Genomic DNA, 7,130 nt, shown 5'->3' on the forward strand with positions numbered 1-7,130 from the left:
TCTGCTGAGAAGCCTGCTCTTGGCTCTCGTAGTTGTTGGCGTCGCGGATCAACCCGTCGCGCACACCGTGCAGCATGTTCACGATGTTGCGGAACGCGGTGTTCATCTGGCCCATGGTGTCGTAGGACGTCATCTGCGCCGTCCCGCTCCAGCCGGCCCCGGCAATGTTTGTCGAGGACGCCCACATCTTGCGGGCCTCGTCCTCCACGGTCTGGGCGTGCACGTCGAAACGGCCCGCCATCGCCCGCATCTCGTGCGGGTCAGTCATAAAACGCGTAGGCATATCTCTCTCCTTATCTCGATGTCATGTTCAGGGTTAATGCGTGGTGCAGCAAAGGCATCCCCCACTTCTCATCCGCCGGCCGGCGTGCGAGTCTCGACTTTCACCGACTGCGTCTTGGCGGCCTGCGTGGCCATCCCGCGCCCGTTGAGCGAACCCATGAGCGCTTGGGTGAATGGACTGTTGGGCGTTCCCGCGGTCACCATCGGCGCGGCGACGCTGTTGGCCGGCAGTATCGGCGCCGCGCGGACCATCTCTGGAGCCGCTTGCGCCCAACTGTTCGGAATCGACAGCCCACCCAGCCGGCCTGCCGATGCCAGCTGAGCGGTGATCGCCGAGCCGAAGCCCCGCATCTGGCCGGATATCCCACCGAGCAAAGCTTTCATCTTGGTGTCGAGGATCGAGGTGACGTCGGCCAGCATCGCCTGTTGGCCCGCCTGCATCGCCTGGCTGGCAGCCATCGAGTTGCCCAGGCTCATCAGCATCTTGGCGGGCATACTGGCCAACATCACCGCGTAATAGGTCATCTGGATGGGCACGATCGAACCCGTGGCCGTTCCGGCGGCTGTCGGGGTTATTGCCGCGGTCGCACCCGCACCCGTGGCGGCGGCGGTATGGGCACCCGTACTCGCGCCGGTGAGGTTGCTCATGGTGCTCGTGAATGCGGACGACAGGTTTGTCGTGCCAGCGGTGGAGTTAAACCCCAGCAGCGCCTGCAAGGTGGTGGTCAAATTGTTCACCAGGCTGGTGATGGAGTTTTCGATGGTCTGAGCCGCGGCGGCCACATCGGCGGACACCCCACCATCGCTGGTCGAGGGCGCGGGGGTCTGCTCAGGCAACACGACGGCCTGCTGGGAGGTCGTCGCGTAGGTGTCCATCGTCAGGCCGTCCTGGAACCACATCTCCATGTAGTGGATTTCGGTGGCCGCGATCGCCGGCGAGTTCTGGCCGAGGAAGTTGGTGGCGACCAGCACCGCCAACAGTGCCCGGTTGGCGGCGATCACCGCGGGCGGAACCGTCGACGCGAATGCACTTTCGTATGCAAAGGCGGCAAACCGAGCCTGAGCTGAGGTCTGGGCGGCCTGACCCGCAGTGGTTGCCAGCCAAGCGACGTACGGCGCGGTGGCCGACGCCATCCGCACTGAGGTCGGACCCAACCACGTGGCTTGGATCAGTTGCCCGAGCACCGTTTGATATGACGTGGCGGTGGCCTCCAAATCAGCGGCCAACTCGTCCCAAGCCGACGCTGCCGCCATCAGCGGCCCCGACCCCGCGCCGCTGTACATCAAGCCGGAGTTGACCTCCGGCGGGAACATCATGAAGCTCATCGACCCAGGCCCCCCTTAGCCGCCTGCTGCTGCTGCTGCTGCATTCGCCGCCTCGGTCAGCGCGTACGCACCCGCCCCGGAACGCAACGCGGCAACCAGTTGCTCGTGCACTTGTGCCGCCTGAGCGGCAATCTGCTGATATGACGCGCCGTGCTGACCAAACTGCGCCGCGGTCATCGCCGAAACGATATCCGACGCAGCGGGTGCCAGGCCGGTTGTCGGTGTTGCCGCCGCGGCGTTTCGCGCCGCCATCGCATCACCGATACCAGCCAGATTGCCCGCAGCCCCGGATAAGTCCTCCGGTTGTGCAGTTACGAACGACACCGACCCTCCTCCAGACAGGCGTCAGACCTCTGGCCGGCTCCGCGGTTAGTTAATGCAATTAACTAACCGCAAAGAGCGCATATTTGAAGTCTGACAGTTGCGCAAGCTTAAATCACGGATGCGCATCCTGTGCTGAGAAAAAGCAAAGAGGCATTCAGGTGGAGACAATTTTTTTGGCCGCGGATACAGGAAGATCCCAGGGAGGCAGAGTGGCCGCGTAAACCTCCGACAGTCGACGGAGCTATTCGACACGAGTCAGTAGCTTTGATGGCGCGAACCCGTGCGTACGGGCCGGCGGGCCGAGTGCTGGACCCGTCACGGCGACCGGGGCAAAGCCCGCCCATCTCCGCGAGCCCCCTTCGGATCGCTCGAACCGCCGGTAAATGCTTTGCTGACTTGATAATTGGCCTGCGAGATCGGCGGCCCCCGCGTGCGCCCGGCCGGGCGTACACCGACCCGGCGCGGCTGTACCGTCGACCGGCGCCGGTGTTCCGCGGCGCGTGCCAAATCGACGCTACCGCCGTCTCAGAATGACCCCGGCAGGCCACCGATTCTTCACCGCCAGGAAAGGTCGCCAAGGGGCCGATCGACAATTGTCCGGTCGTTGTTGGCGGCAAACTTATCGCGCCGTAGTAAGGAGCTGCCGCACATCATGATCGGAATCTCCAAAGCGTCACAAAGCTGAGAAAATGCTTAAAAACTTCGCCTCCGTAAAACACCTCAAGGGTGCCGCCGAGCGTCGCTCAGCTGGCGGACCGCGACCGGTGGGTGCTATGCAGCGTCGGTGAGCGAACTGCTGTTCTCCTACGGGACGCTGCGCCTGCCCAACGTCCAACTTGCCACATTCGGCCGGCAATTGGACGGCTACGTCGACGCAGTCATCGGCTATGAGCTGGACTACGTCACGATCGCTGACCCGCAGGTCATCGCCACCAGCGGCAGCGACCGGCATCCGATCCTGCGACCCGCGTATCGGCCGGACGCCCACGTCGACGGGACCGTCTTCGTGGTCAGTGCTGCTGAGCTGGTCGCAGCCGATGAGTATGAGGTCGACGACTACCGGCGCATTTCTGTGCCGTTGCGCTCGGGCCCGCAGGCATGGGTCTACGTATTCGCCGGTTAGCGTTCACCGGCTATCGCCCGGGCGGAAGGTAGGAAAGAAGCATGGTCGAAGCACCGCCACCGGCGCCCGACGAGGCCCCGGCAACGGGCATCAGCCGCCGCAGGCTTCTCACCACGGGCGCGGCGACCACGCTCGTCGGCGCGGGCCTCGGTGCCGGCGGCGTCGTTCTGCTCGGGTCGCCTGGTCACGGACCAAGCCTGTGGACCCAGCCGAGCCAGCGTGGGGCGCAACCGGTGGGCGGCCTGCATCTGCAGTTCGGCACGGATGCCGCCACCGAAGTCGTCGTCTCGTGGCACACCACCGATCCGGTGCACAGCCCCCGCGTGATGTTGGGGACCCCGACCTCCGGGTTCGGCCGCAGCGCGCCGGCCGAGACTCGCACCTATCGTGATGCGAAGTCGAACACCGAGGTCCGCGTCCACCATGCGCGGCTCGACAACCTGACCCCTGACACCGACTACGTCTACGCCGCGGTTCACGACGGCACCAATCCGGAATTGGGGACCGTCCGAACTGCCCCGTCAGGGCGAAGCCCATTGCGCTTCACCAGCTTCGGCGATCAGGCCACCCCGACCTTGGGCCGCTTGAACAAGAAGAGCTACCGCAGCGACAACCTGGGGTCTCCGGCGGCCGGCGACATCACCACCGCGATCGAACGCATCGGCCCGCTGTTCAACTTGGTCAACGGAGACCTGTGCTATGCCAACATGGCCAACGACCGTATCCGCACCTGGTCCGACTGGTTCGACAACAACACCCGGTCGGCGCGCTACCGGCCCTGGATGCCGGCGGCGGGCAACCACGAGAACGAACTGGGCAATGGCCCAATCGGTTACGCCGCGTATCAGGCCTACTTCACAGTCCCCGACTCAGGATCGGACAGCGAACTCCGCGGACTGTGGTACTCGTTCACCGCGGGTTCGGTACGCGTCATCAGCCTCAACAACGACGACGTCTGCTTTCAGGACGGCGGCAACTCCTACGTGCACGGCTATTCCGCTGGCGCGCAAAAGCGTTGGCTTGAAGGCGAACTCGAGAACGCGCGAGCCGACAAGCGGATCGACTGGGTGATCGTGTGCATGCACCAGACCGCCATTTCCACGGCCGATCACACCAACGGCGCCGACCTGGGTATCCGTCAGGAATGGCTGCCACTGTTCGACCGCTACCAGGTCGACCTGGTGGTCTGCGGCCACGAGCATCACTATGAGCGTTCGCATCCGGTGCGCGGTGCGCAGGACACCGAGACCCGGACACCGATCCCGGTCGAGGACCGCGGCGAGGTGATCGACACGACCAAAGGAACCGTGCACGTCGTCATCGGCGGTGGCGGCACCTCGTCGCCGTCGAACGCCATGTTCTTCCCGCAGCCAAGGTGTCGTGTGGTGAGCGGTGTGGGCGCCTTCGACGGGGCGATCGGCCGCAGGGCGCCAATCTACGTCGTGGAGGACGCGCCCTGGTCGGCCTTCAGGGACAGCCAAAACCCTTATGGATTTGTGGCTTTCGATGTCGACCCCGGTCCCCCGGGCGGCAACACGTCGATCAAAGCCACGCATTACGCGGTCAACGGCCCCTACGGCGCGATCGACGTGGTCGAGCAGTTCACGCTGACTCGGCCGCGCGGCGGCTGAACTTTTCCTACGCTTGGGCGATGACCGCTACCGATCTCCCGCTGGCCGGCAAGGTCGCCTATGTAACGGGCGCCGCCCGCGGCCAGGGTCGCTCGCACTGCATCAGATTGGCCAGAGCCGGCGCCGACGTCGTCGCGATCGATGCCTGCGCGCCGGTGAGCGCGCACAACGGCTATCCCCCGGCACAGCCGGAAGACCTCGCCGAAACGGTTAGCCTGGTCGAGGGCGAGGGACGCAAGATTCTCGCCTCGGAGGTCGACGTCCGGGACGCGGCGGGCCAGCAGCGCGTCGTCGGCGACGCCATCGAGCAGTTCGGCCGCCTCGACATCGTGGTTGCGAACGCCGGCGTGCTGAACTGGGGCCGACTGTGGGAGATCTCGGCCGAACAGTGGCAGGACACCCTCGACATCAACCTGACCGGGCTGTGGAACACGATCAAAGCAGTGGTGCCGCCGATGATCGCGGCCGGCAACGGCGGATCGATCGTCGCCATCAGTTCCGCGGCGGGAATCAAGGCAGTTCCCGGCTGCGGTCACTACTGCGCCAGCAAGTTCGGCGTGGTCGGGCTGACCAACTCCCTTGCCGTCGAGCTCGGCGAATTTGGCATCCGGGTCAACTCAGTGCACCCGTACGGTACCGACACGCCGATGGGCAACGACGTCTCGATGTACCAGGTCTTCGCCGACCACCCGAACTACATTCACAGCTTCTCGCCCGGCGCGCTTCCGACAGAATCGCTTGCCGCCCCGGACCTGATCTCCGACATCGTGGTGTGGCTGGCCAGCGACGCCTCGTCACTCGTCACCGCGGCTCAAATCCCAGCCGACAAAGGATATTTGAAGATCTGACCACAGTCTTCCGAGGGGCGGCTCGGCAAGCCGAGCCTGCTGGTAATGTCATTACCGGATTTGGAAATGGAACTCTCGGAAGGCGTCATATGACGGAATCGGTGGCAGAGTTCGCCGAGCGGGCCCGTGCATGGCTGCCCGACAACATGCCCCGCATCGCCGACCCGGGCAATCCGCCCTACGCCGACCGCGGCGAGGCGGACTCCTGGCGGCACGTCCGCCGGTTACAGCGACGCCTCTTCGACGGCGGCTTCGCCGGAATCTGCTTCCCCACCGAATACGGCGGACTCGGTCTGGACATCGCGTATCAGAAGGCGTTCGACGATGAGAGCGCCAGCTACGAGATGCCGCTGATCCTGAACACCCCGACGTTCACCATCTGCTGCCCGACAATCCTCGATACCGGTAACGAAGAGCAGAAGCGGCAACATATTTCGGCGGCTCTGCGCGGCGATGAGGTGCTCGTTCAGTTGCTGTCGGAGCCCAGCGGCGGCTCGGACCTGGCCGGCGTCATCACCCGCGCCGAACGGTGCGGCGACAAGTGGATCATCAACGGCGCAAAGACATGGAGCACCGGTGCCTTCGCCGCCGACTACGGGCTGCTGCTGGCCAGAACCAACTGGGAGGTACCTAAGCACGAGGGCCTGACGATGTTCCTGGTGCGCCTGGACAGCCCGGGCATCACGTTACGCAGGATCACACAGGTCAATGGGTCGACCGAGTTCTGCGAGGAGTTCTTCGACGACCTCGAGCTCACCGACGATGCGGTCGTCGGCGAGGTCGATAAGGGCTGGGAGGTGGCCTCGCGTCAGCTTTATCACGAGCGACGGGCCGTCGGCGGCGGCTCGGAATTCGCCAGCGGCAGCGGCGCTGAGAACAACCAGGAGCAGGCGCCCGACTATCACGCGATGATCCGCGCAGCCGGGCTGACCGACAACGAGCGTGCGCGCGAGTTGGCCGGTCGTGCGCTGACGCATCGCGCGGTGTGGCAGCAACTGATCGACCACGTGTATCAGGGCGTGCTGGACGGATCACTTCCCCCGACAGGCGGTTCGCTGATCCGGTTGTTCCAGGCCGAAGAAGTGGCACTCGAAGTCGATACCGCATTAGCCGTCACGGGCAGCGCCGGCGTTGTGCACGGGCCCGCCGAATTGATGTTCGTCGGCGAGCGCTATCTGTCCCGGCAGACCGCTGCGCTCGGCGGCGGCACAACGGAGATGGCGCGCAACGTGATTGGCGAGCGGATATTGGGCTTCCCACGCGAATTCGCCGCCGATCGAGGTGTGCCGTTCAATCAGGTCAAGCACGGCCGCACCTGACGGCAAGAGCGATGTTGTCGCTCAGAGGCGGGCGCAAAGCCACATCCTTCTCCGCTGTGACTCCAGGTACCGAAGTGGACTACGGGTTCAAGAGTGAAAGCACTTCGCCGACAACGGAATCGGTCGCAACGTCGACCTGCTCGCCCGTCGACAGGTCCTTCACCCCTATCGTTCCCGCATCGATGTCGCGGTCGCCGGCCACCAGCGCCACGCGGGCGCCGGACCGGTCGGCCGCGCGCAGTGCCGCCTTGAGGCCGCGGTCGCCGTAGGCCAGGTC

Annotated in this window: 8 protein-coding genes; 4 read left to right on the forward strand and 4 right to left on the reverse strand. The window is 65.0% G+C overall.

The window, feature by feature from the left end; genetic code table 11:
• From WAO18_RS00185 to WAO18_RS00195, 3 genes are all read right to left on the reverse strand, one after another.
• A partial coding sequence (locus WAO18_RS00185) for a WXG100 family type VII secretion target (RefSeq protein ID WP_422202879.1) occupies positions 1 to 283 on the reverse strand: 283 nt, incomplete at its 3' end.
• Between the two features lie 68 nt (positions 284 to 351).
• Complete coding sequence (locus tag WAO18_RS00190; RefSeq protein WP_422202880.1) at positions 352 to 1,608, reverse strand: PPE family protein; 1,257 nt, start codon at positions 1,606 to 1,608, stop codon at positions 352 to 354.
• A gap of 15 nt (positions 1,609 to 1,623) precedes the next feature.
• Positions 1,624 to 1,932 (reverse strand): PE family protein, encoded by a 309-nt coding sequence (locus WAO18_RS00195; RefSeq protein ID WP_422202882.1) that lies wholly within the window; start codon positions 1,930 to 1,932, stop codon positions 1,624 to 1,626.
• Positions 1,933 to 2,716: 784 nt separating this feature from the next.
• Here WAO18_RS00195 and WAO18_RS00200 point away from each other — a divergent pair.
• The 4 genes from WAO18_RS00200 (at position 2,717) to WAO18_RS00215 (ending at position 6,853) form a co-directional block, all read left to right on the forward strand.
• The gene (locus tag WAO18_RS00200; RefSeq protein ID WP_422202883.1) at positions 2,717 to 3,055 is read left to right on the forward strand and encodes a gamma-glutamylcyclotransferase family protein; all 339 of its coding nucleotides are present in this window, start codon (positions 2,717 to 2,719) and stop codon (positions 3,053 to 3,055) included.
• A 41-nt stretch (positions 3,056 to 3,096) separates the two neighbouring features.
• A complete protein-coding gene (locus tag WAO18_RS00205; protein ID WP_422202884.1) occupies positions 3,097 to 4,686 on the forward strand; it encodes a purple acid phosphatase family protein in 1,590 nt (529 codons plus the stop codon).
• 20 nt (positions 4,687 to 4,706) lie between these two features.
• Positions 4,707 to 5,534 carry a mycofactocin-coupled SDR family oxidoreductase gene (locus WAO18_RS00210; protein WP_422202886.1) on the forward strand — a complete coding sequence of 276 codons (828 nt, stop codon included), beginning with the start codon at positions 4,707 to 4,709 and terminating at the stop codon, positions 5,532 to 5,534.
• Positions 5,535 to 5,623: 89 nt separating this feature from the next.
• The gene (locus WAO18_RS00215; RefSeq protein WP_422202888.1) at positions 5,624 to 6,853 is read left to right on the forward strand and encodes an acyl-CoA dehydrogenase family protein; all 1,230 of its coding nucleotides are present in this window, start codon (positions 5,624 to 5,626) and stop codon (positions 6,851 to 6,853) included.
• 79 nt (positions 6,854 to 6,932) lie between these two features.
• Here WAO18_RS00215 and WAO18_RS00220 read toward each other — a convergent pair.
• Positions 6,933 to 7,130, reverse strand: a 198-nt coding sequence (locus WAO18_RS00220) for a His/Gly/Thr/Pro-type tRNA ligase C-terminal domain-containing protein (protein ID WP_422202890.1), incomplete at its 5' end; no start/stop codon positions are given.

Source organism: Mycobacterium sp. (genome assembly GCF_049278535.1).
Taxonomy (GTDB): Bacteria; Actinomycetota; Actinomycetes; order Mycobacteriales; family Mycobacteriaceae; genus Mycobacterium.